This is a genomic window from Limnobacter sp., assembly GCF_043511195.1.
Lineage (GTDB): Bacteria > Pseudomonadota > Gammaproteobacteria > Burkholderiales > Burkholderiaceae_B > Limnobacter.
Window position 1 is genome coordinate 1,502,317 of record NZ_CP121330.1, and the last position, 26,885, is coordinate 1,529,201.

Annotated in this window: 23 protein-coding genes and 2 pseudogenes; 11 read left to right on the plus strand and 14 right to left on the minus strand. The window is 54.0% G+C overall.

The window, feature by feature from the left end:
* Positions 1-8 precede the first annotated feature (8 nt).
* The 5 genes and pseudogenes from gmhB to P0D43_RS07205 all read right to left on the minus strand — a co-directional run bounded on the left by gmhB (position 9) and on the right by P0D43_RS07205 (position 5,994).
* Entirely contained in the window at positions 9-572 is a 564-nt protein-coding gene (gmhB, locus tag P0D43_RS07185; RefSeq protein WP_394673620.1) for a D-glycero-beta-D-manno-heptose 1,7-bisphosphate 7-phosphatase, read from the minus strand.
* A gap of 28 nt (positions 573-600) precedes the next feature.
* The gene (glyS, locus tag P0D43_RS07190) at positions 601-2,685 is read right to left on the minus strand and encodes a glycine--tRNA ligase subunit beta (protein ID WP_394673621.1); all 2,085 of its coding nucleotides are present in this window, start codon (positions 2,683-2,685) and stop codon (positions 601-603) included.
* 14 nt (positions 2,686-2,699) lie between these two features.
* Positions 2,700-3,619: pseudogene (glyQ, locus tag P0D43_RS07195) on the minus strand (glycine--tRNA ligase subunit alpha).
* 78 nt (positions 3,620-3,697) lie between these two features.
* Positions 3,698-5,200, minus strand: coding sequence for an NAD-dependent succinate-semialdehyde dehydrogenase (locus P0D43_RS07200; RefSeq protein WP_394673622.1), 1,503 nt, complete (start codon positions 5,198-5,200; stop codon positions 3,698-3,700).
* 17 nt (positions 5,201-5,217) lie between these two features.
* Complete coding sequence (locus P0D43_RS07205) at positions 5,218-5,994, minus strand: 16S rRNA (uracil(1498)-N(3))-methyltransferase (protein WP_394673623.1); 777 nt, start codon at positions 5,992-5,994, stop codon at positions 5,218-5,220.
* A gap of 137 nt (positions 5,995-6,131) precedes the next feature.
* Between P0D43_RS07205 and tkt the strand changes: the two genes are divergently transcribed.
* The 3 genes from tkt to P0D43_RS07220 all read left to right on the plus strand — a co-directional run bounded on the left by tkt (position 6,132) and on the right by P0D43_RS07220 (position 11,437).
* On the plus strand, positions 6,132-8,132 hold the full coding sequence (tkt, locus tag P0D43_RS07210; RefSeq protein ID WP_236550780.1) for a transketolase: 2,001 nt from the start codon (positions 6,132-6,134) through the stop codon (positions 8,130-8,132).
* Between the two features lie 38 nt (positions 8,133-8,170).
* Positions 8,171-9,181 (plus strand): type I glyceraldehyde-3-phosphate dehydrogenase, encoded by a 1,011-nt coding sequence (gene gap, locus P0D43_RS07215; protein ID WP_341236265.1) that lies wholly within the window; start codon positions 8,171-8,173, stop codon positions 9,179-9,181.
* Between the two features lie 261 nt (positions 9,182-9,442).
* Entirely contained in the window at positions 9,443-11,437 is a 1,995-nt protein-coding gene (locus P0D43_RS07220) for a S8 family peptidase (RefSeq protein ID WP_159568298.1), read from the plus strand.
* Here the strand turns inward: P0D43_RS07220 and P0D43_RS07225 are convergent.
* On the minus strand, positions 11,391-11,933 hold the full coding sequence (locus tag P0D43_RS07225; protein WP_394673624.1) for a rhomboid family intramembrane serine protease: 543 nt from the start codon (positions 11,931-11,933) through the stop codon (positions 11,391-11,393). The genes P0D43_RS07220 and P0D43_RS07225 overlap by 47 nt on opposite strands.
* Positions 11,934-12,034: 101 nt before the next feature.
* Between P0D43_RS07225 and P0D43_RS07230 the strand changes: the two genes are divergently transcribed.
* The 7 genes from P0D43_RS07230 (at position 12,035) to P0D43_RS07260 (ending at position 19,519) form a co-directional block, all read left to right on the plus strand.
* A complete protein-coding gene (locus P0D43_RS07230; RefSeq protein WP_394673625.1) occupies positions 12,035-13,216 on the plus strand; it encodes a phosphoglycerate kinase in 1,182 nt (393 codons plus the stop codon).
* Complete coding sequence (gene pyk / locus P0D43_RS07235; RefSeq protein WP_394673626.1) at positions 13,216-14,694, plus strand: pyruvate kinase; 1,479 nt, start codon at positions 13,216-13,218, stop codon at positions 14,692-14,694. Before P0D43_RS07230 ends, pyk begins: the two co-directional genes overlap by 1 nt.
* Before the next feature lie 39 nt (positions 14,695-14,733).
* Complete coding sequence (gene fba, locus P0D43_RS07240) at positions 14,734-15,798, plus strand: class II fructose-bisphosphate aldolase (protein ID WP_159568302.1); 1,065 nt, start codon at positions 14,734-14,736, stop codon at positions 15,796-15,798.
* Positions 15,799-15,883: 85 nt separating this feature from the next.
* Positions 15,884-16,780 carry a phosphoribosylaminoimidazolesuccinocarboxamide synthase gene (locus P0D43_RS07245; protein WP_394673627.1) on the plus strand — a complete coding sequence of 299 codons (897 nt, stop codon included), beginning with the start codon at positions 15,884-15,886 and terminating at the stop codon, positions 16,778-16,780.
* A gap of 4 nt (positions 16,781-16,784) precedes the next feature.
* Positions 16,785-17,309 carry a 5-(carboxyamino)imidazole ribonucleotide mutase gene (purE, locus tag P0D43_RS07250; RefSeq protein ID WP_394673628.1) on the plus strand — a complete coding sequence of 175 codons (525 nt, stop codon included), beginning with the start codon at positions 16,785-16,787 and terminating at the stop codon, positions 17,307-17,309.
* A 16-nt stretch (positions 17,310-17,325) separates the two neighbouring features.
* Positions 17,326-18,501, plus strand: coding sequence for a 5-(carboxyamino)imidazole ribonucleotide synthase (locus P0D43_RS07255; RefSeq protein ID WP_394673629.1), 1,176 nt, complete (start codon positions 17,326-17,328; stop codon positions 18,499-18,501).
* Positions 18,488-19,519: an L-threonylcarbamoyladenylate synthase gene (locus tag P0D43_RS07260; RefSeq protein ID WP_394673630.1), complete on the plus strand. Its 1,032-nt coding sequence runs from the start codon at positions 18,488-18,490 to the stop codon at positions 19,517-19,519. The genes P0D43_RS07255 and P0D43_RS07260 overlap by 14 nt, the downstream gene beginning before the upstream one ends.
* Before the next feature lie 15 nt (positions 19,520-19,534).
* Here the strand turns inward: P0D43_RS07260 and panD are convergent, their stop codons facing one another.
* The 8 genes and pseudogenes from panD to P0D43_RS07300 form a co-directional block, all read right to left on the minus strand.
* Positions 19,535-19,915 carry an aspartate 1-decarboxylase gene (panD, locus tag P0D43_RS07265; RefSeq protein WP_008251515.1) on the minus strand — a complete coding sequence of 127 codons (381 nt, stop codon included), beginning with the start codon at positions 19,913-19,915 and terminating at the stop codon, positions 19,535-19,537.
* Positions 19,915-20,766 (minus strand): pantoate--beta-alanine ligase, encoded by an 852-nt coding sequence (gene panC / locus P0D43_RS07270; RefSeq protein ID WP_159568307.1) that lies wholly within the window; start codon positions 20,764-20,766, stop codon positions 19,915-19,917. The genes panD and panC overlap by 1 nt, the downstream gene beginning before the upstream one ends.
* A gap of 7 nt (positions 20,767-20,773) precedes the next feature.
* On the minus strand, positions 20,774-21,604 hold the full coding sequence (panB, locus tag P0D43_RS07275) for a 3-methyl-2-oxobutanoate hydroxymethyltransferase (protein WP_159568308.1): 831 nt from the start codon (positions 21,602-21,604) through the stop codon (positions 20,774-20,776).
* 33 nt (positions 21,605-21,637) lie between these two features.
* Positions 21,638-22,279, minus strand: a complete 642-nt coding sequence (locus P0D43_RS07280) for a deoxynucleoside kinase (protein ID WP_159568309.1) — start codon at positions 22,277-22,279, stop codon at positions 21,638-21,640.
* A 75-nt stretch (positions 22,280-22,354) separates the two neighbouring features.
* Positions 22,355-22,834: a 2-amino-4-hydroxy-6-hydroxymethyldihydropteridine diphosphokinase gene (folK, locus tag P0D43_RS07285; protein WP_341236258.1), complete on the minus strand. Its 480-nt coding sequence runs from the start codon at positions 22,832-22,834 to the stop codon at positions 22,355-22,357.
* A gap of 8 nt (positions 22,835-22,842) precedes the next feature.
* Entirely contained in the window at positions 22,843-24,300 is a 1,458-nt protein-coding gene (pcnB, locus tag P0D43_RS07290; RefSeq protein ID WP_394673631.1) for a polynucleotide adenylyltransferase PcnB, read from the minus strand.
* Positions 24,297-24,962 (minus strand): annotated as a pseudogene (locus P0D43_RS07295) (HAD family hydrolase). The gene pcnB and the pseudogene P0D43_RS07295 overlap by 4 nt, the downstream one beginning before the upstream one ends.
* Entirely contained in the window at positions 24,943-25,638 is a 696-nt protein-coding gene (locus tag P0D43_RS07300) for a DnaA ATPase domain-containing protein (RefSeq protein ID WP_159568313.1), read from the minus strand. The pseudogene P0D43_RS07295 and the gene P0D43_RS07300 overlap by 20 nt, the downstream one beginning before the upstream one ends.
* Positions 25,639-25,794: 156 nt before the next feature.
* On the opposite strand from P0D43_RS07300, the gene purM reads away from it, so the two are divergent.
* A complete protein-coding gene (gene purM, locus P0D43_RS07305; protein WP_159568314.1) occupies positions 25,795-26,835 on the plus strand; it encodes a phosphoribosylformylglycinamidine cyclo-ligase in 1,041 nt (346 codons plus the stop codon).
* The last annotated feature ends 50 nt before the right edge of the window (positions 26,836-26,885 follow it).

The window sequence follows — 26,885 nt, forward strand, 5'->3', positions numbered from 1 at the left end:
TTTAGTTGTTATCGATTGTTTGCGAAAGGATCGTCAGGCACCAAGTGCTCGGCGACAGCTGTCAGATTGTCGAACACCAAGGTGCCTTTGGGCAATTCTTCTTTGCTTTTTTCCAGGGTTTTTTTTCCTTTGCCTGTTTTTACCAAGAATGTGCTGCAGCCCTGGCTGCTACCTGCTTGCAGGTCGCGTAGCGAGTCGCCCACGCAAGGCACACCTTCAAGATTAAAACCAGTGCGTGCCTGAATTTCCTGAAACAGCCCGGGTTTGGGTTTGCGGCAGTTGCATTTGTCGTCAGGGCCATGCGGGCAGAAGAATATGCCCTCGATATGGCCGCCTGCCTGGCCTGCGAGATCATGCATTTTTTTGTGCATGGCTGACAGGGTTTCAAGATCGAACATACCGCGCGAAATACCACTTTGGTTGGTGGCTACCACCACCCGATAACCGCCGCAGTTCAACCGTGCGATGGCTTCCATGCTGCCTTGAATGGGGATCCACTCATCCACTGATTTGATGTATTCATCCGAGTCTTCGTTGATGACGCCATCCCGATCCAGCACGATGAGTTTCATGGGCTTGTCCTTGCTCAGTGTTCAGGTCTTAAGCGGCCAATTGTGAAATGTCGGCCACGCGGTTCATCAAACCATGCATGTGTTTCAACAAGGCGAGGCGGTTGTTTTTTAGTGCTTCATTGTTGTCCATCACCATCACGTTTTCAAAGAAGGCGTCTACATTGGCCTTCAAGGGCGCGAGAACCAGCAGTGCCTGTTGATAGTCCCCTTGCTCGAATGCCTTGGTGGCGCTTGGTTCCACTTCTTTGACTTGTGCGGCCAGTGCTTTTTCGGCATCGACTTGCAACAGGGTTGCGTCCACCTTGGAAGAAGTGACTTCTGTCTTCTTCAAAATATTGGTGATTCGCTTGTTGGCAGCTGCCAATGCCTGCGATTCCGGTAGTTGCGAGAAAGCACGCACAGCTTCCAGGCGTTTGGGCAAGTCGGCAAACTGGCTTGGATTCTGGCTAAGCACCGACTCAACCTCGGCGGTGGAGTAGCCCTGGTCTTTCAGGTAGCCACGCAGTCGGTCTTGAATAAAGCCGGCAATGCCTTCCACGCTTTGTTTGAAGTCGGGAAATTCTGTGAACAGGCTGCTGGCCTTGTTCAGTGCATCAATTAAATCCAGTTTCAGATTTTTTTCGATCACCATTCGAATCACGCCCAAGGCGTGGCGACGTAATGCAAAGGGGTCTTTGTCCCCAGTGGGGATTAAGCCGATGCTGTAAATGCCCACGAGGGTTTCCAGTTTGTCGGCCAGCGCAGCAGCCACACCCACCGGGTTGCGGGGCAATTGGTCGCCAGCAAAGCGGGGGCTGTAATGGTCAGCAATTGCCTGGGCTACATCGGCGTGTTCGCCATCGTGCCGGGCGTAATGTTCGCCCATATTGCCTTGCAGTTCGGGGAACTCGCCAACCATGTCGGTCAGCAGGTCGGCTTTGCACAGCATTGCTGCGCGCTTGGCTTGCTCCACATTGGCGCCGCACACTGGGGCAAGCGCTGCAGCCAGTTCAACCAGGCGGCCATTGCGGTCTTTCTGTGTACCCAGCTTGTTGTGGTACACCACGTTGGCCAAGCCGGGCAAGCGGCTTTCCAGTGATTTTTTACGATCTTGATCGAAGAAGAATTTCGCGTCGGCCAAACGTGCGCGCAACACGCGTTCGTTGCCTGTTGTGATCAGTTCGGGGGTGTGCGTCAGCAGGTTTGAAACCAGCAAGAAGCGGTTTTTCATCTTGCCATTCTGGTCGGTAATGGCAAAGTACTTCTGGTTGGCCTGCATGGTCAGAATCAAACACTCTTGCGGCACTTCCAGAAATTCTTTTTCGAAACCGGCTTCGTACACCACGGGCCATTCAACCAGAGCACACACTTCGTTGACCAAGTCTTCGGGCTGCACCACTTTGTCGCCTGCAGCTTGATCATTCAGGGCTTTTTCAATGGCGGCTTTGCGTTTCTCGAAACTGGCCATTACTTTGCCTTCGGTTTCAAGTTGCGCTTCATAGCTGTCGGCGCTGGCAATGTTCACCACGCCGCTGCTCAGGAAACGGTGACCCAAGGTGATGCGGTCGCTTTCCAAACCCAGCACTTGCGCGGGCACTACGTGGTTGCCATGCAGGCAAATCAAGCGGTGGGCAGGGCGTACAAAATGCACGGTGCTGCCATCGGGGCGCTGGTAACTCATTACTTTTGGAATGGGCAGCTTGGTGGTGGCAGCTTCGAGCGCTTTGTTCATCGATTCATCAAGTGCCTTGCCCGCTTGCGTGCGTGAAATGTGCAATACATCTTGCTTGCCGTCATTGATGGTTTCCAGTTGATCCACACTGATCGCACCCATTCCCAGGGAATCCAGTTTTTTCTGCAAGGGTGGCGTGGGTTGGCCGTTCGCATCCAGGCCAATTTTCGCGGGCAGCAAACGTTCCTGAATTTTTTTCTCGGGGCTGATTGCGGCCACGTTGGTAATGCGGCAGGCCAAACGGCGTGGACTGGCAAAGCCCTCGATCACGCTGGAATCAGAAAGATGGCCTTCATCGCGCAGGGTTTTGCTGAGCAATTCAGAGAATGCGTTGCCCAGTGTTTGCAGTGCTTTGGGTGGGAGCTCTTCGGTAAACAGCTCAACCAGTAGTGTTGAATTCATGGGTCTCACGTGTTTTAGGCGGCTTGTGTATTGGGGGTATCGCACATTGGGAAACCCAGCTTTTCGCGTGAATCAAAGTAGGCTTGCGCCACGGCACGCGACAAATTGCGGATTCGGCCAATGTAGGCTGCGCGCTCGGTCACTGAAATGGCACCGCGTGCGTCCAGCAAGTTGAAGGTGTGCGCGGCTTTCAGAATCATCTCGTAGGCGGGCAGGGCAAGGCCGACTTCAATCAGGTGCTTTGCTTCCGCCTCGTATTCGCCGAAGTGGCGAAACAGCATGTCGGCATTGCTGTGCTCGAAGTTGTAGGTGGATTGTTCCACTTCGTTTTGGTGAAACACATCGCCGTAGGTCAGTGTTTTCATCACGCCTTTTTCTTCGCGTTCAGTCCAAACCAGGTCGTACACGTTTTCCTTGCCTTGCAGGTACATGGTCAGGCGTTCAATGCCATAGGTGATTTCGCCCAGAATTGGCGCGCAATACCAACTTGTTGGAAATAGGTAAACTGGGTGATCTCCATGCCGTTTAACCACACTTCCCAGCCCAGACCCCAGGCACCCAACGTTGGGTTTTCCCAGTTGTCTTCAACGAAACGAATGTCGTTTTGCTTGGTGTCGATACCCAGTGCTTCCAGGCTACCCAGGTACAAATCAATGATGTTTTCGGGCGAAGGCTTTAGCACCACCTGGAACTGATAGTAGTGCTGCATGCGATTTGGGTTTTCGCCGTAACGGCCGTCTTTGGGCCGGCGCGAGGGCTGCACATAGGCTGCATTCCAGGGCTCGGGGCCCAATGCGCGCAAAAATGTGGCAGTGTGGCTGGTACCTGCGCCCACTTCCATGTCGAAAGGTTGCAGTAAGGCACAACCTTGGTGGTCCCAATAGTTTTGCAGGGTCAGAATGGCCTGTTGAAACGTCAGCGGTTTCTTGTGCATGTGCGCCGGTGTCCTTCGTGATTCAATTTTTTGTACGTCGATTGCCCCGTATTGTAATGGTTACCGGGGCTTTCGAACTCAGAGCGTGCCAATGCACAGGTACTTCATTTCCAGGAATTCTTCAATGCCCCACACAGAGCCTTCTCGCCCCAAGCCCGATTGCTTCACGCCGCCAAAAGGCCCTACTTCATTGGAGAATACGCCCACATTAATGCCTACCATGCCGTACTCGAGCGCTCGGCCCACCCGGAAGGTGCGCGCAGAGTTCTCGGTGTAGAAGTAGGCGGCCAGGCCGTAAGGCGTGTTGTTGGCGTAGTTGATCGCCTGCTCTTCGGTGTCGAATGGGAAAATTGCTGCCAGTGGGCCAAAGGTTTCTTCTTGCGCCACCAGCATGCGGTGGTCTGCATTGTCGATCAAGGTTGGCTGGAAAAAGCGGCCGCCCAAATCATGAGGTTTTCCGCCGTGCAGCAATTTTGCGCCTTTTGCAAGCGCGTCATCCACATGTTTTTGAACTTTGGCAATCGCTTGGTCGTCGATCATGGGGCCAATACTGGCTTTGGTCTTCAGGCCATCACCCACTTCCAGCTTGGCGACCTTGGCGTGCAGTTTTTCTGCAAAAGCCTGTTGCACGCTGCGTTGAACATAAATGCGGTTGGTGCACACGCAGGTTTGGCCCGCATTGCGGAATTTAGACGCGATCAAGCCATCAACAGCTTTGTCCAGATCTGCGTCTTCGAACACGATGAATGGCGCATGGCCACCCAGTTCAAGGCTGAGCTTTTTGATGGTTGGGGCGCACTGTTGCATCAGGATTCGGCCCACCTCGGTGCTGCCCGTGAAGGTGAGTTTTCGAACCACATCGCTTTCGCAGAGTACCTTGCCAATTTCCACGGAACGGTCCGCATCGCCGGTGATCACATTGAGAACCCCGGCGGGAATTCCTGCTTGACGCGACAGCTCAGCCAAGGCCAGCGCGCTGAGCGGGGTTTGCTCGGCAGGTTTGATCACTACTGTACAGCCTGCAGCCAGTGCAGGGGCTACTTTGCGGGTGATCATGGCGATCGGAAAATTCCAGGGCGTAATGGCTGCGCACACGCCAATGCCTTGCTTCAACACCAGTAATTCACGGCCCAATTGTGGCGATTCCAGCACACTGCCTTCAATTCGTTTGGCCTGTTCGGCAAACCATTCCACAAAGCTTGCGCCGTAAATTACCTCGCCTTTGGCTTCTGAAAGCGGTTTGCCTTGCTCCAGTGTCATGAGAAAGGCCAGGTCATCGGCATTGTCGATAATCAGGTCAAACCACTTGCGCATCATTTGCGCACGGCTTTTGGCCGTGGTGTTGCGCCAGCTGGCCAAGGCCTTTTCAGCACACAAAATGGCATCGTGGGCTAGGGCAATCGATGTGTTTCCAACCTGGGCGATGGTTTCACCCGTTGAGGGATTGTCCACCGGAAAGTCTTTTTCACATTCATGGAAGCTGCCATACACAAAGGGATTGGTTTGCAACAAGCTCGGGTTCTTGAATTGGAACTGCTTGCTCACTTGATTGCTTGCCTCATTGCTCATGTTACTGCTCATGTCCGTCTCTCTGGTTGTCAATTTGCTTCAAGGTTTAGCAGGGCTGTCAGCTGTGCCGTGCAGGCCACTGCAAATGTTTCGGTTCGCAACACGCGTCGCGAAAAATTCAGGGGTAGGGCACCAAGCTGCCTTGCCGTATTGGTTTCCTCGGGTGACCAGCCGCCCTCTGGTCCCACACAAACAATAAGAGGCTCACCAGTTTTGGCATCGAGACACCAGTTTTTCAACGATTCCTCGGCCTGTGGCGTAAACCAAAGCACTTGCGCGTTGGGCCAGCTTTGCGCAGCGTATTCCAAGGCTGCGGAAAGTGACCTGACAGGTTCAACGAAGGGCAGTTGTTCCCGTTCGCTTTGCAGGCTAGCTGCCAAAACAACCCTTTCCCAGTGGGCTTGCCTTTTGGCAGCCCGCTCACCTTCCAGTTTAACCACGCTGCGCTGGGCCTGAACCGGTTGAAAGCCAGCTACGCCCAATTCTGTGCATTTTTCAAGCACCCAATCCATTTTGTCGCCTTCTGGCAGCGCTTGAAATACATGGACTTGTCGATTCAATTCGGTATTGCGCACTGCCAGTTTTTCGCCCACATGGATTTGCGCCAGTTTTTTGGATACATAGTGAACTGTGGCGTTGTACTCACAACCTTTTCCGTTCCACACCCGCAGCGCTTCACCTTCGCGCAGGCGCAAAACTCTGGACGCGTAATGCATCAAGTCGTCAGACAGATCAAGCACTTGGCCCACGCTGTTGCAGTGTTCTAGCAGGAAGCGAGGTAGACGCTTGCCTTGGTCGTGTTTCATGTTTTCCCGTCTTTATTCAATGGTTTGTCCGCAAGAGCGCGCTTTATTGGGATAGCTTTGATAAAATTCATTTTTTTCCAACTTTGCCACAGGCATAACCCTCAATCCCCATACCTATGTCCTCACCGTCAAAGAACATGGCCAACGCGATTCGCGCGCTCGCCATGGATGCAGTTCAAGCCGCCAAATCCGGCCACCCTGGCATGCCTATGGGCATGGCCGAAATCGCCGTTGCCCTTTGGGCTCGCCACTTGAAGCACAACCCGCAGAATCCCCTTTGGGCCGATCGCGATCGCTTCGTATTGTCCAACGGCCATGGATCCATGCTGCTATACGCGTTGCTGCACTTGACCGGTTACGACCTGCCGATCGAGGAATTGAAGAATTTCCGCCAGTTGCATTCTAAAACACCGGGCCACCCCGAAGTGGACATTACCCCCGGTATTGAAACCACCACGGGTCCCTTGGGGCAGGGTATTGCCAATGCAGTGGGTTTTGCGTTGGCCGAGAAACTGCTGGCTGCTGAGTTCAACGAAGCCGGCTTCCCGGTGGTGGATCACAACACCTATGTGTTCTTGGGCGACGGTTGCCTGATGGAAGGCATTTCCCACGAAGCCTGCTCGTTGGCGGGCACCTTGGGCTTGTCCAAGCTCATCGTGATGTACGACGACAACGGCATTTCGATTGACGGTGAAGTTGAACACTGGTTTGCCGACAACACACCCAAGCGCTTCGAGGCCTATGGCTGGAACGTGATTCCCAACGTGAATGGTCACGATGTAGACGCGGTGGATGCCGCCATTGCCCAGGCCAAACAAAACGCTGCGCTGGACAAAGGCCCCACCCTGATTTGCTGCAAAACCAATATTGGCGAAGGTTCGCCCAATTTGGCCGGCACCGACAAAGTACACGGCGCACCGCTGGGTGACGCTGAAATTGCCGCCACCCGCGCCGCCATTGGCTGGGAACATGCTCCCTTCGAGATTCCTGCCGAGGTGTACAACGCTTGGGATGCTCAGGTAGAGGGTGCTGCACGCCAATCAGCCTGGGACAAGTTGTTCGATGCCTACAGCGCAAAATTCCCGGCCAAGGCTGCTGAATTCAAGCGCCGCATGGCCGGTGATTTGCCTGATCAGTTTGAACAAACCGCCGCACGCCTGCTGGCTGAAGTGGCTGCCAAGGGTGAAACCATTGCCACCCGCAAAGCCAGCCAGAACGCGATTACTTTACTGGCTGCCGAATTGCCCGAATTGCTGGGCGGCTCTGCCGACCTGACTGGTTCAAACCTGACCAACTGGGCCAAGTGCGTGGCTGTGCGCCGAAACGCTGAAGGTTTTACTGCGGGTAACCACATTAACTGGGGTGTGCGTGAGTTTGGTATGAGCGCAGCCTTGAACGGTGTGGCCCTGCACGGTGGTTACATTCCTTTTGGTGCAACCTTCCTGACTTTCTCTGATTACAGCCGCAATGCGTTGCGTATGGCTGCCCTGATGAAGAAGCGCAATATTTTCGTGTTCACCCACGATTCGATTGGCTTGGGTGAAGACGGCCCAACCCATCAACCCGTGGAGCACGCTGCCACTTTGCGTTTGCTGCCCAATATGGACGTGTGGCGCCCGGCCGATTCAGTTGAATCGATGGCTGCATGGAACAGTGCAGTGATGCGCCAAGACGGTCCTAGTTCATTGCTGTTCAGCCGCCAAAACCTGCCTTTCCTGGCCCGTTCCGAGTCTGTATTGAACTCCATCTCCAAGGGTGGTTATGTGTTGGCCGAGGCAGTAAACGCCAAGGTCACCCTGATTGCCACCGGTTCAGAAATTGAAATTGCGATGAACACGCAAAAAGCACTGACCGAGAAAGGCATAGCTGCCCGTGTGGTTTCAATGCCATCAACCAATGTGTTTGATCGCCAGTCCGCGGCCTACAAGGCCGAAGTGCTGGGTACAGCCCCGATCGCCGTGATTGAAGCCGGTATGACCGATGGTTGGTACAAGTACATTGCGCAGGCTGGCGTGAAGGGCACTGTGCTGGGCATGAGCACCTTCGGTGAGTCTGCCCCGGCGGGTGCCTTGTTCAAGCACTTTGGGTTGACCACCGAGAAATTCACCGAGGCCGCATTGGCCTTGGTCACAGCTTAAAAAACGCAATAATTGATTTACTTTCAAGGAGATTTGTCATGACCATTCGCGTAGCGATTAACGGCTATGGCCGCATCGGCCGAAATGTACTGCGTGCCCACTATGAAGGTGGCAAAAAACACGACATCCAAATCGTGGCGATTAACGATTTGGGCGATCCCAAAACCAACGCCCACCTGACCCAGTACGACACCGCCCATGGCCGTTTCCCCGGCACCGTGAGCGTAGATGGCGATTACATGGTTGTGAATGGCGACAAAATCAAGGTGCTGGCCAACCGCAACCCGGCCGAACTGCCTTGGGGCGAGTTGGGTGTGGATGTTGTGCTGGAATGCACCGGCTTTTTCACATCCAAAGAAAAAGCATCGGCCCACCTGAAAGGTGGTGCCAAGAAAGTAATTATTTCCGCACCTGGCGGCAAAGACGTGGATGCCACAGTTGTATTTGGCGTAAACCACAGTGTCTTGAAGAGCACCGACACGGTGATCTCCAATGCGTCTTGCACCACCAACTGTTTGGCCCCACTGGTCAAGCCTTTGAATGATGTGATTGGTTTGGAAACAGGTTTGATGACCACCATCCACGCCTACACCAATGACCAGGTGTTGACTGACGTGTACCACGAAGACCTGCGCCGCGCCCGTTCCGCCACCATGAGCATGATCCCCACCAAAACAGGTGCGGCTGCTGCGGTTGGTTTGGTGTTGCCAGAATTGAATGGCAAGCTCGACGGCTACGCGATTCGCGTGCCCACCATCAACGTGTCGATGGTTGATTTGTCGTTCATCGCCAAGCGTGAAACCACGGTTGATGAAGTGAACAGCATTTTGAAAGCTGCTGCCGAAGGCCCATTGAAAGGTGTGCTGGAGTACAACGAGGCGCCATTGGTGTCGATTGACTTTAACCACAACCCAGCTTCCAGTTCGTTCGATGCCACACTGACCAAGGTGAGTGGCAAGCTGGTCAAGGTATCCAGCTGGTACGACAACGAGTGGGGTTTCTCCAATCGGATGTTGGACACCACTGTTGCACTGATGAACGCCAAGTAATTCCATACGCGCTTCATGCAAAAAAACCGGGCCTCGAGCCCGGTTTTTTTTATGTCACCGAATTCCTCAGACCCCCTCCCTTTTGTGGGTGTCCCTACCCCTATTGGTTATGCGCAAAGCCTTGTTTTATGCCGTTAAAGCGGTATTCGTCGGGTCTTGGCGAGGTGGCTGAGAAGTAGGCTCCGTTCTGCTTTCTTTTCAATAAATTGATTGCGCACCTCGCTGGGTAACCTGAACCCATTGTGATAAGCGAGTACTGCCATGCTGACCTTCCGTTCCAAGAAGCAAAAATTGACGCCACTGCGTGTGCTGGTGACTACCGTTTTGCTGATGCTCTGGATTCTTCTGGTCGCGCCAGCCCATGCTCAGGGCGGTGCAGGGCAGTTCATCATCAAATTGAAGAACTCGGTTGAGTTAAGCAGCACACCTTCCGTGCGCCGATTGGAAAGGGAGGGTGAGTTCCTTGCCGATGTGATGGCCAGAAACAATATCGATGCAAGCTGGTTACGTGCAGGTTCGGTGGGAACGCATGTGATGCGTTGGGGTGGCAGCGTACGTGCAGGTGATCAGCAAGCCATGTTGAATCGCCTGGCCAGCGACCCCGAAGTTGAGTTTGTCATCGAAGACCGCGCAGTCAGGGCTTTCGCGACACCCAACGATCCCAGCTTTTTGAATCAGTGGGCACTACGCTCTACCTTTAACACAGCGGGCGCAAAATTTGATCAAGCCTGGGATGTGGTTCGTGGCAGCGCCGACGTGGTGGTGGCCGTTTTGGACACCGGCGTGGTGTTCGAAACCCCGGATTTGAAGGGTCGACTGCTCAGCGGCTACGATTTTGTATCGGATGTGCCCACTGCCAATGACGGCAATGGTCGTGATGCCAATGCGGCAGATCCTGGTAATTGGGTCAGCAGTGCTGATACCCAAACATCTGCATTTTCGGGTTGTAGTGTAAAAAATTCGAGTTGGCATGGCACCTTCGTTGCTGGCCAAATTGCGGCAAATACCCACAGTGATTCGGATGTGGCTGGCGCTGACTGGAACGTGAAGGTGTTGCCGGTTCGTGTGCTTGGTAAATGCGGCGGTTTGCTGTCCGATGTGCTGGATGCCATGCTGTGGTCAGCCGGTCTGGACGTGCCCGGCATACCCCGTAACCCCAACCCTGCCGATGTGATCAACCTGAGTTTGGGTAGTCCCACCACATGCAGTTCATTTGAGCAAACAGTGGTCGACCGCGTGAATGCAGCGGGTACCTTGGTGGTGGCCGCAGCGGGCAACAGCGGCGGTTCGGTTGATTCCCCAGCCAATTGCAACAATGTGTTGTCAGTTGGGGCCCTTGATCGCGACGGCAGCCGTGCCAGCTACAGTGCAATAGGTTCTGCGATCAGCTTGATGGCCCCCGGTGGTTTCAGCAACGGTTTGGTTGGTTTGGGTAACTCAGGCACCACTACACCCACTTCAGCCAGCTTGGTGAGCAAAACAGGTACTTCGTTTGCCGCGCCCCTGGTGGCGGCAACGGCAGGTCTGATGCGTGCAATCAACCCTGCACTGACTCCGGCCCAAATCCGCAGTCAAATTCTGGCCAACACCGCAAGCTTCTTGAGTCCTAGAAGCAGCACCTGCACAGTCAATCAGGGTTCAGGCAGTTGCAATTGCACCACCGCAGTGTGTGGAGCAGGAATGTTGGACACATTTGGTGCGGTCACTTCAGCCAAGGGCACACGCCCCGTGGCCAATGCCTCAGCCTCTGCCAATGGCCTGAGCACCAGTGGGTATCAGGAAAGCGCCACTGGTTTGAATCCAGTTCGTTTGCGTGGTTCCGCAAGCAGTGTTACAGCGGGTCGCAGCATTGCTTCTTATGCATGGACGCAGGTTTCGGGTGAGCAGTTAATGAGCGGCACGCAAACGACCGCCGATGTTGATTTACCCGCGGCAACGTCGAGTTCTGATTTGGTCTTTCAACTTACCGTGACTGACTCGGTTGGTGAATCGCACAGCAGCTTTACAGCGCTGCGCGTGGTCGCCAGCGGGGACGATGGCAGCTCGCCTTCCTCGGTGGCCAGCGCCAGCTCGGGCGGCACGACAACACCCACCACTGACAACAGTTCAGGCTCAAGTTCGTCGGTTTCAGCAGTTGACGGCGGTGGCGGGGGCGGGGGTTCCACCACCTTGCCCGGTTTGTTGTTAATGTCACTGCTGATGTGGGTGTTCAGGGCACTTGCTTCGACTTCATCCAAACCGATTGCCCAATCATAAACAGTCCGAGCAATGTACCCCCCAGGGCGCCGCCCCTGTGTGCCTCAAACGCAATTGGCCCGCCCACCAGTGAATCGGTGGTGGGGCCTGAATTCCACTCCAGTATCAATTTGATCATCAACCCCGCGCCAAGCACCCACAGTGGCCAGCTTTGCCGAAGCGTGTTTGGGCTCCTGTGCAGCGCAAGTAACAGGCATGCGGTGAGTTGAAAATGCAAAGCACCACTTAAGCCGCAATACCAATCGATCGGCTCGACCTGTGCCAAATAAAATGCAACCCACACCACGGACAAAAGCTGCATCCACAGCCATTCACCCTGGCTGCGCAGGCTTGAAAAGCCCCATGTGACGATAGCCAAACCGGCGAGGTTCAAGCCCAGGTGTACCCAGCCCAGGTGCGTAAACTGCGCCAACAATGCATAAATGAAGAATGAGTCAATTAAATCAAGCCCTTGCTGCGCAAAGTCAGGTGCAAAAAGTTGTCCTGAAATTGCCAATATTCCAATCGCAAAGGAGTATGCAACACTGAGGAAAAGTGGGCTGGGGGCGTTATAATTCCGGATTGTTTCCAATAACCTTCCTTGAGAGTTGAACAGCAATGTTGCGTTTCCTGCGCCTGACCGACCAAAACGTATCCAACAAACGCGTGTTGATCCGCGTCGATTTTAACGTGCCAGTGGATGCAAATGGCAACATCACGGAAGACACCCGTATTCGTGCGTCCTTGCCCGGCATTGAATACTGCCTGAACAACAACGCAGCCCTGTTGTTGACCAGCCACTTTGGTCGCCCCACCGAAGGTGAGTACGATGAAAAGCTAAGCCTTGCCCAAGTGGCTGTCCGCCTGGGCGAGTTGCTGGATCGCCCTGTGCGATTGGTTAAAGATTGGGTCAATGGCGTGGACGTGAAAGCGGGCGAAGTGTTGCTGCTCGAAAATTGCCGATTCAACAAAGGCGAGAAGAAGAACAACGCCGAACTGGCCCAGAAGATCGCAGCCCTTTGCGATATTTACGTGAATGATGCCTTTGGCACCGCCCACCGCGCGGAAGCCACCACACATGGCGCAGCACAATACGCCCCTGTGGCCTGTGCAGGCCCCTTGTTGGCTGCCGAGCTAGATGCACTGGGTGCTGCACTTTCTGCGCCCAAGCGCCCCATGGTGGCCATTGTGGCCGGTTCAAAGGTGTCGACCAAGTTGACAATTCTGAACAGCCTGGCCAATAAAGTAGATCAGCTGATTGTGGGCGGCGGCATTGCCAACACGTTCATGGCTGCTTTGGGTTTGCCCATTGGCAAATCACTGGCGGAGCATGATTTGGTGAGTGAGGCGAAAACCATCATCGACAACATGAAAGCCCGGGGTGCCGCTGTGCCCATTCCAACCGATGTGGTGGTGGGCAAAGAGTTCTCTCCAACAGCCTACGCTACGACCAAGAAAGTGGGCGATGTGGCAGCCGATGACATGATCTTCGACATTGGCCCCAACACAGCCGAGGAACTGGCCGCCATTCTTGACAAAGCAGGCACCATTGTATGGAACGGCCCGGTGGGTGTGTTCGAGTTTGATCAATTTGGCAAAGGTACAGAGCGCTTGGCCATGGCAATTGCAAAATCAAATGCATTTTCAATTGCGGGCGGTGGCGATACACTGGCCGCCATTTCCAAGTACAACATTGGTGATCAGGTCAGTTATATTTCCACCGGTGGTGGCGCATTCCTTGAATTTCTGGAAGGTAAAACTTTACCGGCCGTGGAAATTCTTCAACAGAGAGCGGCTTGATGGCTAACTCAGGGAGCAAATTAGTGCCTAACGTGTATGTACCCCGTCAAACCAAAATCGTGGCTACTTTGGGGCCTGCATCCACCGACCCCGCTGTACTTGAGCGAATGATTGCTGCAGGCATGAATGTGGTGCGAGTCAATTTCTCGCATGGCACCGCCCAAGAGCACATTGACCGGGTTAAAACCGTGCGTGAAATCGCGGCCCGCTTGAAGCGGGACATCGCTGTGATGGCCGATTTGCAAGGTCCAAAAATTCGCATTGGTGTGTTTGCCAATGGGTCAGCCACCTTGGTCAATGGTCAACCCTTCGTGCTCGAAGCCAAATGTGATTCCGGAAATGATGAGCGCGTGGGCCTGGATTATCCCGAGTTGGTGAATGACGTAAAAGCTGGCGACACACTGCTGCTAGACGATGGCAAAATCGTGCTGAAGGTCAAGAAGGTCACGCCCACCCAGATCCTCTGCGAAACGGAAGTGGGTGGAGTGCTTAAAAACCGCAAAGGCATTAACAAGCTGGGCGGTGGTTTGTCTGCTCCCGCGCTAACTTCAAAAGACATGGAAGACATTCGCACTGCGGTGTCTTTCGAGGCGGACTACATTGCCGTCAGTTTTCCGAAAAGTGGTGCCGACATGTACATGGCCCGTGAATTGACGCGCGCGGCTGGTGGACATGCCATGATGATCGCAAAAATTGAGCGCTGTGAGGCGCTTGAGAACCTCGATGATCTGATTCGTTCTTGCGACGGCTTGATGGTAGCCCGTGGTGATTTGGCAGTTGAAATTGGCGATGCAGCGGTACCAGCCGCGCAAAAGCGCCTTATCCGCGCCGCTCGCGAGGCCAACAAACTGACTATCACGGCAACACAAATGATGGAGAGCATGATAGAAAGCCCTGTGCCTACCCGTGCTGAAGTGTCGGATGTGGCCAATGCTGTACTTGATGGTACCGATGCGGTCATGTTGTCTGCTGAAACCGCAGCGGGCAAGTTCCCGGTAGAAACAATTGTGGCCATGGCTCGCGTGTGTGTCGAGGCTGAGAAATCAGCCACCATTAGCCTGGATGCGGATTTTCTGAACCGCAAGTTCAAACGTGTGGATCAATCGATCGCCATGGCGGCCTTGTTCACAGCGCACCACCTGGAGGTGAAAGCAATTGCCGCGTTGACCCAGTCAGGGTCAACAGCATTGTGGATATCGCGTTTGAACAGTGGCGTGCCAATTTTTGCACTCACACCAGAGGAAAAAACCCGCCGTCGCCTGTCCATGTACCGCGATGTGCGCACTGTCATGATGCAGTACGAAACTGAGGACCGTGAAGTGTTGCTGGCGAAATCAGAACAGGCTTTGCTGGACGCCAAAGTGGTTGAGTTGGGTGATCTGATTGTGATCACCATTGGTGAGCCAATTGGTAAATCGGGTGGAACCAACACCATGAAAATTGTTCGCGTGGGCGAACACATTGGCTTACTGAATTAACCACTTATTTGACTAATTTTATTTTTCGGAGACTTTGAAATGCCTCTCGTATCCATGCGCCAATTGCTGGACCATGCCGCTGAAAATGGCTATGGCATCCCTGCGTTCAACGTGAACAACCTGGAACAGGTTCAAGCCGTGATGGCCGCTGCTGATGAAGTGGGCGCACCCGTAATTCTTCAGGCCAGCGCCGGTGCCCGCAAGTACGCAGGCGAACCATTTATCAAACACCTGATTCAAGCCGCGGTTGAAGCATTCCCGCACATTCCCCTGGTGATGCACCAAGACCACGGCACCAGCCCCAAAGTGTGCCAAGGCGCAATCGACCTTGGCTTTGGCTCGGTGATGATGGACGGTTCCCTGATGGACGACGGTAAAACGCCCGCGTCCTTCGACTACAACCTTGAGGTGACTCGCAAAGTAGTCGAGATGGCCCACAAGGTTGGCGTAACCGTAGAAGGCGAACTGGGTTGCCTGGGCAACCTTGAAACTGGCGAGGCAGGTGAAGAAGACGGCATTGGCGCCGATGTGAAATTGGACCACAGCCAAATGTTGACTGACCCCGAAGAGGCAGCCGTATTTGTGAAAGGCACACAGCTGGACGCCTTGGCCATTGCCATTGGCACCAGCCACGGCGCATACAAGTTCAGCCGCAAACCCACTGGCGATATTTTGGCTATTTCACGCGTGAAAGAAATTCACGCGCGCATTCCAAATACCCATTTGGTTATGCACGGTTCGTCCTCTGTGCCCGCGGAGCTGTTGGCGATCATCAATCAGTATGGCGGCAAAATGAAAGAAACCTACGGCGTACCCGTAGAGGAAATTCAGGAAGCCATCAAGTATGGTGTGCGTAAAATCAACATCGACACGGATATTCGCCTGGCCATGACAGGTGCTGTGCGCAAATTTTTGTTTGAAAACCCCGACAAGTTTGATGCTCGCGAGTGGCTCAAGCCCGCGCGTGAAGCGGCCAAGCAGATTTGCAAACAGCGTTACATGGAGTTTGGCTGTGAGGGGCAGGGTGCGAAAATCAAGCCGATCCCCATGAGCGAAATTGCCCAGAAATATGCCAAGGGTGAACTGGCCCAAATCGTTCAGTAATCGATTGCCAACCCGTTTGGAAGCTCACGCGGGCTGTGCCCCGCGTGTTTTATTTTTAAAGCCTGAATCCCTAGAGGCCATTTGAATGAGTACTGTGTTTGAAACCAAGCTGACTTCCCTGCCTTTGCTGCACCGTGGCAAAGTTCGGGAAAATTTTTCTGTTGGCGACGACAAAATGTTGATTGTGGCCAGCGACCGCCTGTCTGCATTCGACGTCATTCTGGATCAACCCATACCCGAGAAAGGCATGGTGCTGACTCAGATGGCCCAGTTCTGGTTCGATATTCTGGCCGATGTGGTACCGAATCACCTCACTGGTATTTCCCCTGAAACGGTGGTGTCCGCTGAAGAAGCGCCACAAATCAAAGGCCGCTCGATGGTGGTCAAGAAGCTGAAGGCCCTGCCCATTGAAGCAGTGGTGCGTGGTTATCTGATTGGTTCAGGCTGGAAAGACTATCAGGCCACAGGTGCAGTGTGCGGCATTAAATTGCCCTCTGGCATGCAAATGGCAGCCAAGCTGGATGAACCCATTTTTACACCGGCCACCAAAGCCGCCATGGGTGAACTCGACGAAAACATTGATTTCGACACCATGAGCGATGTGGTGGGTCGTGATCTTGCCAAGCAAATCCGCGATGTATCCATTGCCTTGTACACCAAGGCCAGCGACTACGCAGCCCGCCAGGGCATTATCATTGCCGACACCAAGTTTGAATTTGGGCTGGATGCAAACGGCGCCCTGACCTTGATGGACGAAGTGCTCACCGCAGATTCCTCTCGTTTTTGGCCAGCCGATCAATACCAAGTGGGTATTTCCCCACCTTCTTATGACAAGCAGTTTGTTCGCGACTACCTGGAAAGCGTACCGGGCTGGAACAAAAAGGCACCAGCGCCTACACTGCCACAAGACATCATCGACAAAACAGCGGCCAAATACCGTCAAGCCTATGAAATTTTGACTGGTCGCCTTTGGATTGGATAAGCACATGATTGAAAGCATTCCACACCTGCACACTTCCGACCATCCCAAAGTGGGCGTGGTCATGGGTTCGTCTTCCGATTGGGAAGTGATGAAAAACGCTGTGCAAGTGCTGCGCGACTTTGGCGTGGACTACGAGGCCCGCGTGGTGTCAGCCCACCGCATGCCTGACGAAATGTTTGCTTATGCAGAAACAGCCGCCACCCGCGGCATTCAGGTGATTATTGCCGGTGCAGGCGGTGCCGCCCATCTGCCAGGCATGTTGGCCGCCAAAACCATTGTGCCCGTCATGGGTGTGCCTGTGCCCTCCAAATACCTGCGGGGTGAAGACTCGCTGTTGTCTATTGTGCAAATGCCCAAGGGCATTCCGGTGCACACCTTTGCCATCGGCGAAGCCGGTGCAGCCAATGCCGCCCTGGGTGCAGTGTCCATTTTGGCCTTGACCGACTCTGAACTGAACCAGAAATTGCAGGATTTTCGCGTGAGCCAGTCCAATGTGGCCCGTGAAATGGAATTGCCCCCGTTGCGTTAATTTTTAAGCCAAACACATGAGCAAGATCGAATTCAAAACAGCCAAACCTGGCCAATGGCTAGGCCTGTTGGGCGGCGGCCAATTGGGCCGCATGTTCTGCATGGCGGCTCAAAGTATGGGTTACCGGGTGCTGGTGCTCGACCCCGTGGCCAACGGCCCTGCGGGCTCTGTTGCCGACGACCAGGTGCTGGCCGATTACATGGACGACCAAGGTTTGGCCAAACTTGCGCAGCGTTGCATCGGGGTCACCACGGAATTCAAAAATGTACCTGCTTTGGCGCTCGATACCCTGTCCAAAAGCATTCCGGTCAGCCCATCGGCTTTTTCGGTGGGTGTGGCACAAAACCGCATCGAAGAAAAAGCGTACATCATGGGTTGCGGAGTGCCCGTGGCACCCCATGCAGCCATTCGCAGCATGGCCGACATCACTGATGACCTTTCAGGCTTGCTGCCTGGCATCGTGAAAACAGCTCGTTTGGGCTATGACGGCAAGGGACAAGTCCGCGTGAAAACGCTGGAAGAAGTACGCAAGGCGTTTGCTGATCTCAATGAAGTGGAATGCGTGCTTGAAAAGCGATTGACCTTGCAAAAGGAAATGTCGGTCATTGTGGCGCGTGATCACAAAGGCGAATGCGCCACATTCCCTGTGGCTGAAAACCACCACCGCAAAGGCATTTTGGCCACAACCATTGTGCCAGCCCGCATTGACGACGCCATGGCGGCCCAGGCCCGCGCCAACGCCATTTCAATTGCTGGCGCGCTCGATTATGTGGGTGTGTTGTGCGTTGAGTTTTTTGTGGTTGACGAGTTGGGTTTGGTGGTCAATGAAATTGCCCCGCGCCCACACAACAGCGGGCATTACTCCATTGACGCTTGCGTAACCTGCCAGTTCGAGCAGCAGGCTCGTGTGCTTGCAGGTTTGCCCTTGGGCGACACGCGCCAGCACAGCCCTGCGGTCATGGTAAACCTGCTGGGTGACCTTTGGTATGGCGAAGATGGCAGCGTGCGTGAACCCGCTTGGGAAAAAGTGCTGGCCATTCCCGAGGTGAAGCTACACCTGTACGGCAAAGAACAGGCCAGGGTAGGGCGCAAGATGGGCCACATCACGGTGATTGCAGAAACCCTTGACCGTGCCCTGGCGGTTGCCCAAGAGGTGCGTGACATTCTGGGTATTGGCGATGACGACGACTGATTCTGGTGTGCCCCATGTGCATGCTGAATTGTTGGTCGCCAGTGATTCCCACATTCAGCGTTGTGCGCAGGCCCTGAAACAAGGCCTGTTGGTGGCTTTCCCCACAGAAACCGTGTTTGGCCTGGGTGCAGCCGTTACTCAATTGGTAGCGATCGAAGGCATTTTCAAAGCCAAGGGCCGCCCATCAGAACACCCATTGATTGCGCATGTGGCCCCCGGCGCCAATTTGACCGGCTGGGTGGCTGAAGTCACCCCCACTATGCAAAAGCTGATGGATGCCTTTTGGCCTGGCCCACTCACACTGGTTGTGCCCAAAGGTGCGCGCATGCCCTTGCAGGTCACTGGTGGACAAAGTTCCGTGGGTATTCGTTGTCCTTCACACCCGGTTGCCATTGAATTGTTAAAAGCCACCGGTGTACCGGTGGCTGCGCCCTCGGCCAATCGGTTTGGCAAAGTCAGCCCCACACGTGCAAGCCATGTGCTGGCTGAACTGGGTGATCGAATTCCGTTTATTCTTGATGGCGATGTGCCCGAAGTGGGCATCGAATCTACCATTGTTTCGCTGTTGAACGATCAACCGGCGATTTTGAGACCTGGAGCAATCACCGCCGCCCAAATTGAGGGCGTATTGGGAGTTGTTGTAAAAACCCATGGTCAGGTGTCAAAAACACCGAATGCCAATCCCCGGGTTTCCGGAGCGCTTGAAAAGCACTACAGCCCGGATGCCAAAGTGTGGGTATTGAACGCGAACGAACTGTTTGTTGTACCCGTGCAGCAAAAAACATTGTGCGTGGGTTGGAGCGATGCCTTTCTGGCGCAGGCCGATGCATTGCGAGAAAAGCACGGAAAAGTCGTGGTCGAAGCCTTGAGCTACAACCCATCGGAAGTCGCCAAGGCACTGTATGCCACTTTGCGGCAGGCCGACGAATTGGCCTGCAAACAAGTGTTGTTTGAGAAACCAGAAGAGTCTGCAGAGTGGGAAGCGGTCAACGACCGGTTGAAACGCGCTTCCGCTTGAATCGCCCTAAGGGGATTACATTTGCTGTGTTGGAATGTGCCCGCGCTGCTCGGCGATCACATTGTTGTCATCCACAAATACCAGCTTGGGCTGGAATGTTTTGCATTCCTGATCATCCAGGGTGCCGTAGGCTGCAATAATCACCAAGTCGCCTTTCTGCGCGCGGCGGGCTGCAGCCCCGTTCAGCGAAATCATTCCGCTTCCACGTTCGCCCTTGATGGCGTACGTTGAGAAGCGTTCACCATTGTCGATTACATAAATGTCAATGCGCTGGAACTCAATGATGCCGGAGGCCTCCAAGAGATTCTCGTCAATCGCACATGAGCCTTCATAATGAAGTTCGCAGTGGGTCACTTTGGCCCGGTGAATTTTACCGAGCAACATTTCACGGTGCATTACGCAATCTCCAGATTGTCGATCAGACGGGTTTGACCCAGCTTGGCCGCTGCCAAAATGACCAGCGGCGTTTGATCGGACAGGTTTTCATCGGTGGGGCGCTGCAGGTCTGCTTGCCTGCGTACCTCAAAATAATCGGGCTTCCAGCCACGGCTTGCCAGTGTGTCGGCGCATTTGCGCTCCAATTGTACCAACTGGTCCAAATTCGGGCGACCCGATTTTACCTGATTCGAGAGATCATTCAAAAGTTGATACAAAAACGGCGCTTCGGCGCGGTCTTGCTCGTTCAGGTAACGGTTGCGGGACGACATGGCCAGCCCGTCAGGGTCCCGAATGGTCGGTGCAGCGATAATTTCGATGGGCATGGCCAGTTGGGCCACCAAGCGTCGAATAATCATCAGCTGTTGGTAGTCTTTTTTGCCAAATACGGCCACTTTTGGCTGCACGCAATTGAATAGCTTGGTGACTACGGTGCTAACACCTTCAAAAAAACCGGGGCGAAATTCGCCTTCCAGCGTGCCGCCCAAGTCATCGGGTGGCTTCACACGGTAATCCTGTGGTTCGGGGTACAGGTCGCGCTCGGTGGGTGCAAACATCACATACACCTGCTCTTTCTCGAGTTTTTCCGCATCATCTTGCATGGTGCGCGGGTATTTGTCGAAATCTTCATTCGGACCAAACTGCAGGCGGTTCACAAACACACTGGCCACCACGGGGTCACCGTGTTTGGCGGCAATGCGCATCAAGGACATGTGGCCCTCGTGCAAATTGCCCATGGTGGGCACAAAAGCCACCCGGTTCTGGCCGCGCAACTGGTCGCGCAGTTCGGAAATGGAAGATATCTGTCTCATCGAATACTCAGAATGTGTGATCTGCCGTGGGGAAAGTTTTCTCTTTCACAGCAGACACATAGGCCTGCACGGCAGCTTGAATCGAGGGCTGATTATCCATGAAATTGCGCACAAACTTTGGTTTTTTACCCGGAAATACATTCAACATGTCGTGTAGCACCAAAACTTGTCCGTCACAATCAACCCCGGCACCAATGCCAATCGTGGGTACAGTCAGGGTTTTAGAAATGTCGGCGGCCAGCTTGCCTGGGATCAGTTCGAACAGCACCATTTGGGCACCCGCTTCCTGCATGGCTTTGGCATTGGTTTTCAGTATTTTTGCAGCTTTTGCGTCGCGGCCCTGCACGCGATACCCCCCCAATGCACTTACGGATTGTGGGGTCAAACCCAAGTGGGCACACACGGGAATGTCGCGTGTGGTCAGGTACTCCACTGTCGGGGCCAGCCAGGCGGTGCCTTCCAGTTTCACCATGTTCGCGCCTGCTGCCATCAGGCGGGCCGCATTGCGGTAGGCCTGTTCAGGGCTTTCCTGGTAGCTTCCAAAAGGCATGTCTGCCACTACAAATGCATTTTTGTTGCCGGCAGCCACGCAACGGGTGTGGTATTCCATCATGTCCATGGTCACTGGCAGCGTGCTCGGCATACCGGCCAACACCATGCCCAAGGAGTCGCCAATCAGCAAAATATCCACGCCACTGGCATCGAGCACGCTGGCAAAGCAGGCGTCGTAACAGGTCAGCATGGCAATTTTTTCCTGATTCTTCTTCATCTCAAGCAGCGCAGGCAGGGTAACGGCCTTGCGTGCTTGGTTTGTGGCGGCTTGGGGTTGTGCGCTCATGGTGTTTGCTCTCGTGTTTGGTGTGGTGCTTTTTTACTCAGACCAATTGAAAAACTCGCGGCGACCTTTCATGCCTTCGATCTGGTTTAACAGCAAATCAAAGTCTTCGGAATGGTCAACCGGGTTCAAATGTTCAGTGTTCACAATCAACAATGGGGCGTCGTCGTAGTGGTAAAAAAACCGGCTGTATGCATCGCTCAACTGGGACAAATACGCTTCGGTGATATTGGCCTCGTAGGGCGTGGCACGCTTTTGTACTCGTTCAATGAGTGCTTGTGGCGAGGCTTGCAGATAAATCACCAAATCAGGCACGCTGGTCTGTGGGCTTTGGTGTTGGTAAATTTGCTGATACAGCTTCAGTTCTTCTTCGTCCAGCGTGAGGCTGGCAAACATGCGGTCTTTTTCCAGTAAAAAGTCGCTTATCACCATGTTCTCAAAAAAGTCTCGCTGGGTTAAGTCCCGCAGCTGGCCAATACGCTGGAAAAGGAAAAACAATTGAGTGGGCAGTGCGTAACGCGCGGGCTCCTGATAGAACTTCTCCAGGAAAGGATTGTCTTCGGGCTTTTCAAGCAATAGCTCGGCCTGGAATCGCTGGGCAATCAGTCGGGCCAGCGAGGTTTTACCCACGCCAATGGGCCCTTCAATTACGATGTGGCGATACTTTTCTGACAACAAGTTTTAGTCTCCGGTGGGTGGCTTACGCGCGGCCTCAGTGTAGCGCAGGGGTGAAGCAGGTATTGGAAAAAAACTTCAAATTACCGTGACGATTTGGTCCAGCGTGGCGGGCAGGTAGTGTTTGGCTGGGCCCAGGCCGGGGATAAGAACGTCGGGATTCAACTGCAACAGCGGTTCCAGTACAAAGCGTCGAAGGTGCATGCGGGGATGCGGCACCGTTAATTGTGATGTATTAACGGTTTGATGGCCTACCAAGAGCACATCCACATCAATAGGGCGGGGGGCATTGCGAGTAGTACGAACTCGCCCCAACTTCGATTCAAGTGCCATGCAGGATTGCAGCAGTTGCTCGGCACTGCCCAGCCATTGAATTTCCAGCACGGAGTTCACATAGTTTGGGCCACTTGCATCCACAGGCACACTTTCAAACCTGGATGACTCTTTGACCGCGTTCACCAGCGGGTGGGCACGAAAATGATCGACCACCTCGTCAAACAGGGCCATGGGGTGCCCCAGGTTGCCCCCCAAGCCCAAATAGCTTGGTGTTGTGTTCATGGGGTCGCTCACTCCCCTTGCTGTCCTTGTCCGGTTTCGCCTGCATTGGCTGCGCCGGTACCCGGCTTGGGTTTTCTGCGGCGGCGTTTTTTCTTGGCAGCCCCATCGGTACCCGCCGGGGTGCCACGCAGCGCATCCAGCATATTCTGGCGATTGTTCACATCGCCATCGCTGAACTCGCGCCACCATTGCGCAAGTTCAGTGTCGGCATCTACATCACCAACCATGGCGCGCAATTCGTAAAAATCAAGCGATGCCCGGAATTTTTGTTGTTCAAGCATGCGGAATGGCGCTTTGCCTGCACGTTTTTCGAAACGGGGTTGAAATGCCCAAATTTCACGCATATCGCCTGTCAGGCGACGCGGAATAGCGGTGCGATCGGCTTGCTCGGCCAATACATCATCCATCGCTGCAAACAGGGCAGGGAATTTTAGTTCGCCTTGTTCAAGTTTTTCTTCCCAGTTTTCAAGCACCAAATGCCACAGCAGGCAGGCGAACAGGAAGCCGGGGCTCAGTGGTTTGCCTTCCTTCACTCGCTTGTCGGTGCGTGCAAGGGCTTCGGTCAAGAAGGGCTCGCCCCGTTCATGTTCCAGAATGGCATCGAGCAGCGGAAATACGCCGTGGTGCAAGCCAGCTTCTCGCAAGCCTTTCAGGCAAGCCATGGCTGAACCGCTCATCAGCAGCTTCAGCATTTCATCAAACAACCGGGAAGCTGGCACGTTGCGCAACAGATCCGCCAGTTCCGCGATGGGCGCGTAGGTGGCTGGTTCAATTGAAAAATTCAGTTTGGCGGCAAATCGCACCACGCGAAGCATGCGCACCGGGTCTTCGCGATAGCGCAGGCTGGGCTCGCCAATCATGCGCAGAACCCGGGATCGCAGGTCTTCCATGCCATGGTGGTAGTCCCACACCGTTTCAGTGCTGGGGTCGTAATACATGGCGTTCACTGTGAAGTCGCGGCGCGATGCGTCTTCATCTTGTCGACCGAACTCATTGTCGCGCAGCACTCTGCCATGTTCATCTTTCTCGTTGCTGGCACTGGCCAATGCCCGAAAGGTCGAGGTTTCGATGGTTTCCGGGCCGAACATGACGTGCACGATCTGAAATCTGCGCCCAATTACCCGCGCACGGCGAAACAGTCGTTGGGTTTGCTCGGGGCTTGCATCGGTGGCCACGTCGAAGTCTTTCGGGCGCATGCCCAGTAGCAAGTCGCGAACAGCGCCGCCAACAACAAATGCTTTGTAGCCTTTGCTTTGCAAGGTTTCGCACACGCGAATTGCATTGTGGCTAACCAGGCGGCGATCAATTTTGTGTTCGGCCACACCCCATACCTTGGGTTTGTGCACGCCATAGCTGGCTTTGACTTTTCGCGACTCACCCATATTGAGATGCGCCGCAGGTTTGGGAGCTTCTCGCCCCAGGGTCGCAGGCTTGGAAAACATTCGTTTAAAAAGTTTCTTTATCATTTAAACAACTCAAGTACAGGCCAGCCGCGAGCTTGTGCAATTTCAGCCAGTTTGTTGTCGGGGTTTGCAGCCACAGGGTGGGAAACGCATTCCAGAAGGGGCAGATCGTTGATCGAGTCACTGTAAAAGTGGCTGCTCTCGAAGCTGTCCATGGTCCAGTTTTTTTCCGCCAGCCAGTCGTTCAGGCGTGTTACCTTGCCCTCCCGAAAGCTCGGCAAGCCAGCCACTTTGCCAGTGTATTCTCCGTTTACCAGCTCAGGTTCGGTGGCAATCAAGGCTTCAATGCCGAATGCCTGTGCAATGGGTTGGGTAATAAAGCTGTTGGTAGCAGTAATGATGACACACACTGCGTTCTCGGCTTGATGCCGCTTGACCAACTCAATGGCACTGGCTTACATATTGGGTCGAATCACTTCGGCCATGAATTCATTGTGCCAAACAGCCAGTTGTGTGCGCTTGTTGTCGCGTAGCGGGCGCAATTGAAAGTCGAGAAACTCGTCGATGTTCAGCGTACCCGCCTTGTAATCCGCAAAAAACTGATTGTTACGCGCCTCAAAATCGGCACGATCCAGTACACCTTTGTTGATGAGAAATTGCGACCATCCGTGGTCAGAGTCAATGGGCAACAGGGTGTTGTCCAGGTCAAACAGTGCGAGTTTCATATTCTCGAATTACCAGACTTTCTCGTCGTTTCATCCAGTGGCGCAGCAAATTCACGCTGACTGGTTTTTGTTGTTCAAGGGAAAAGCGATCCAGTCCGTCCATTACCGCCATCAGCGAACCCATGTCGCGCTGAAAATAGCGCAGCGCGTACTCAATCACTTCTTCGCTAAGTTGCAGGCCCCGTGATCTTGCCATGGCTTGCAGTGCTTCGTGTTTTTCCTGGTCGCTCAATGGTTGCACACGCAGGCACAAGCCTGCCTCAATGCGTGTGCGCAAATCGTCGCGCAGCTTTAACTCTGTTGTGGGGTGCTCACCCGCCAACACGATTTTACCGGGTTTGCGCTCTGCCATGCTTGAATTGAAAGCATTGAACAACTGCACCTGTGAATAGGGCGTTAGTCGGTCAATGTTGTCAATGATCAGTGCCTGCTCGTCGGGCCGAAAAACAAAGCGATTGCTGCCCGCAAATACATTCACGCCCAACTGGCTTGCCACGCCCCGCAGCAGATGGCTTTTTCCGCAACCGGACGGTCCGTAAATATAAATAAACGGACTTGTCCCTTTCAAATTAATCAGTTCTCGCAATTCGTGCACAAGCTGTCCATTTTGTCCGATCAGAAAATTGGACAGAGTGGGCCTGGGTGGCGTGAACACATCGAGAAGCAACTGTTGCATGGGCATTGCCAAAGCGGGGGGAATCGAGCAGCTCCCAATAATACCCTTGAATAGCACTTTTTACGCCTTGTCTCGGTTAAAATACACCCACTCGCGCTTGTGGCCAAAAACCTGAAGCAAGCAACCCAGCTCCACAATTTTTCGGACCGAATTTCAATGAATTCTCCCTTGACCTACAAAGACGCCGGCGTCGACATGCAAGCCGGTGATGATCTGGTTGATGCAATCAAGCCCTTGGCCAAACGCACCATGCGCCCTGGCGTATTGGCTGGTATTGGCGGTTTTGGTGCCATGTTCGAGGTGCCCAAAGGTTACAAGGAGCCAGTGCTGGTTTCCGGTACCGATGGTGTGGGCACCAAATTGCGCCTGGCTTTTGAATGGAATATTCACAACACCGTGGGCATTGATTTGGTGGCCATGAGCGCCAACGACATCTTGGTTCAAGGCGCTGAGCCCCTTTACTTTCTTGACTACTTTGCCTGTGGAAAGCTTGATGTAAAAACAGCAGCCAGCGTAGTGGGTGGTATTGCTTACGGTTGCGAACAAGCCGGTTGTGCGCTGATTGGTGGTGAAACAGCCGAAATGCCGGGCATGTATCCCGATGGCGAATACGATCTGGCGGGTTTCGCTGTGGGTATTGTTGAAAAGTCTGAAATTCTGGATGCCAGCAAGGTAAAAGCGGGCGATGTTATTTTGGGTCTGGCTTCCAATGGCATTCACTCCAATGGTTTTTCTTTGGTGCGCAAAATCCTGGAACGTGCACAGCCCGATTTGAACCAGATGTGCGACGGCATGCCCTTGCGTGAAGCCATCATGGCGCCCACGCGCATGTACGTAAAGCCTGTGCTTGAGTTGATCAAGAAAGTGCCTGTTCACGCGCTGGCGCACATCACTGGCGGTGGACTGGTTGAAAATATTCCACGTGTGTTGCCAGACAACCTGGTGGCTGAGCTGGATCGCGGTACCTGGCCAGAAACTGAATTGTTCAAGTGGCTACAAGAAAACGGCCAGGTGCCGTTTGATGAAATGAATCGTGTGTTCAACTGCGGCATTGGCATGGTCGTGGTGTTGCCAGCTGAGCAGGCCAAGGCTGCAATGGATTTGTTGAGCGCTGCGGGCGAGAATGTTTATCAGGTGGGTGTTGTCCGCCCGCGCGTGGAAGGTGAGGCGCACACACTCGTTCGGCCTGCCAACTGATTGTTGTTCATTTGATCCAAACCTGAATCAGCGAAAGCGGTTTGGGTTGG